The sequence below is a fragment of the Mesorhizobium sp. M7A.F.Ca.US.002.01.1.1 genome, assembly GCF_004022955.1.
GTDB lineage: Bacteria > Pseudomonadota > Alphaproteobacteria > Rhizobiales > Rhizobiaceae > Mesorhizobium > Mesorhizobium ciceri.
Genome location: NZ_RZQE01000646.1, coordinates 1 through 2680, shown reverse-complemented (window position 1 = coordinate 2680; position 2680 = coordinate 1). Strand labels below are relative to the sequence as shown.

The window sequence follows — 2680 nt, the reverse complement described above, 5'->3', positions numbered from 1 at the left end:
GCCCGATGCGCAACAAGGTGGCGACGGAAAATACCGCCGAGACCAGCGAAGCCCGCCGCGAGCGCCGCCGCAGCCGGGCCTGAGCTTATCGGTTTCGATTATTCGCTGTTGTCGGCGTAGCTCGACTGCGCCGACTTGAAGTCGACCACATTGTCGCTGTGCATCGTCATCAGCGCGCCGGATGAAACCGGATCGGTTATCTGCTCCAGCATGATGCGGAAGCGGTCGTTGGTCAGCGCCGACATGGCGGTGTGGCGCGCCTGCGCGACATCGTCACTGATACGCCTGGATTCCGATGATGGGGCCGATGAAACCGCCGAAGCATCTCGTGCCGGCGGTGTCGAGTTGGCGATAGTCCTGATCTGCAATTTCGGCTCCCTCAAGCCCGGTACACCTGTCCTGCGTAACAAGCAGGGGGTTGCGATCCGCTACCGGAAATGCCGCGCAATTTAACGACCTGGAGATTCTCCGAAAAAAGGCCGGCAAGGGAATGAACCCCTCGCCGGCATGCCTCACCCGCCCGCGGTCGGTTTCCCCTGTCAGAACGATCCCATCTGAAAGAAACCGGCCGTCATCACCACTACCGATTACCGCCCAGCGCCGAGGCAAGGCGCACAAGCGAGAGGAACTCGGACCTGTACCCAAACGGGTCGGCTCCTCGAGCGGCAGTGGCGATCTCCATGATCTTGTCGTAACCGAACTTCGCGGTCGCATCCTCGTCGCGCAGCTTCTGGCCGAAGGCGGCGACCGCGACGGAGAAGCGCTGGTCGGTGCTGGCCTGGTCGAAAGACGAGATCTCGTTGGCCGAGGTCACCGGCGTGGTGATCAGCTTCGAGACGTCTTCATTCGGCAGCTTGTAGCGGATCTTGACGAAGGCATATTCGTCCGCATTGGCAACGCCGCCATTGTCCACCGACGCCTGGCCATAACGCAGCGCGTCGATCTGTTCGCCGCCGCTGCCCTTTGGCGTGATTTCATAGATCGCGGTGACGGAATGGCCCGAGCCGATATCGCCGGCATCGACGCGGTCATTGTTGAAATCCTCGCGGTTCAAGGCGCGGGTCTCGTAGCCGATCAGGCGATATTCCGAGACCTTGTTCGGATTGAACTCGACCTGGATCTTGACGTCCTTGGCGATGGTGAACAGCGTCGACGATGCATCTTCGACCAGCACCTTCTCGGCTTCGGCCAGCGTGTCGATATAGGCGGCGGTGCCGTTGCCGTTCTGGGCGATGGTCTGCATCATCTGGTCGTTCAGATTGCCGCGGCCGAAGCCGAACACCGACAGGAAGACACCGGTCTTGCGCTCTTTTTCGATCAGCCGCTTCAGATCGTCGTCGTCGCTCTGGCCGACATTGAAGTCGCCGTCGGTGGCGAGCATCACCCGGTTGACGCCGTCCTTGACGAAGGATTTCTGCGCCAGCCTGTAGGCTTCCTTGATGCCCGCCTCGCCGGCCGTGCTGCCGCCGGGCGTCAGATTGTCGATGGCACTGAGGATCTTGTCCTTTTGGGACGCCTTGGTCGGCTCCAGGACCGTGCCGGCGTCACCCGCATAGGTTACGATCGAGATCGTGTCGTCGGCCTTCAGCTTGCTGACCAGCAGCCGAAAAGCCGATTTGAGCAGCGGCAGCTTGTCCGGCTCGTCCATCGAGCCCGAGACATCGATCAGGAAGACCAGATTGGCCTTCGGCTGCTCGGTCGGCTTGACGTCAAAACCCTTGATGGCGACATGCATCAGCCTGGTATGCGTGTTCCACGGCGTCGGCATGACGCTGACGGTCGAGTTGAATGGTGTCGAGGCCGACTCCGGACCCTTCCAGTCATAGGGGAAGTAGTTGATCATCTCCTCGACGCGAACAGTATCGACCTGCGGCAGGGTGCCCTGCTTCAGCGAGCTGCGCACGAAGGAATAGGAGGCTGTGTCGACGTCGATCGAGAAGGTCGAGACCGGATCCTCGAGTGCCGCATGCACCGGATTGGTCTTGAAATCCTCGATGCGGTCGCGGTTTTCCGGTTGCGGCTGCATCTGGTCGGCCGGCAAGGTCGACGGCTGCTGCGGCGCCATCAGCTTGGACTCGGCCGGCATGCGGGCCCGCGACGTACTGGGCGCACTTACGGCGCCATCCAATGCGAATTCGCCTGTCGGTGCCGGTGGCGCAGGCTCGGCCAGCACACCGCGCTCCAGTGCATTCTGTTGTGCCGCGCCGGAAGCAACGGTCGATTCGGATTTCTGCGGCGAGGCCGGCGCCACAAGCGCATCGGTCGCGTCGCGGCTTTCCACATCGGCGTCGGCTTTCTTGTCCGTCTCCAGCCCGGTCGGAGCCGGCTTCGGCTCGGCGGTCGTCGGCTTGACGGTCGCCGGCTTGTCGGCCAGCGTCTCGGTGATTTTCTCGTCGCCGCCGAATTTCGGCGGCTGTTCCCTCAGCATATGGAAGGTGGCGTATCCGGCGATCGGCAGGGCGACGAGCCCGGCAAGAACCGGCGTGGCAATGAGTTTCTTTTGCATGATCTCGCTCCAGAGCTTTTGTGCTCGCTCTGTGAGACGAAGCCCGCCAACCGATCCTTGGGTAACGGCAGAAATATTTTCCTGATCGTATGCACGCAGGGCGGCTTCGAAAGCACGTGCCTTGGCATCCTTGGCGGGCGCCGGCGCCGCTATATCGCGCAGTCTGTTGAGTTC

At 62.0% G+C, this 2680-nt stretch carries 2 protein-coding genes; both read right to left on the bottom strand.

Annotation, left to right across the window (positions count from 1 at the left end):
* Nucleotides 1-98: 98 nt before the first annotated feature.
* Nucleotides 99-368, bottom strand: a complete 270-nt coding sequence (locus tag EN932_RS38240; protein WP_024501300.1) for a hypothetical protein — start codon at nucleotides 366-368, stop codon at nucleotides 99-101.
* Between the two features lie 212 nt (nucleotides 369-580).
* On the bottom strand, nucleotides 581-2680 hold a 2100-nt coding region (locus EN932_RS33445), incomplete at its 5' end, for a VWA domain-containing protein (RefSeq protein ID WP_245483377.1).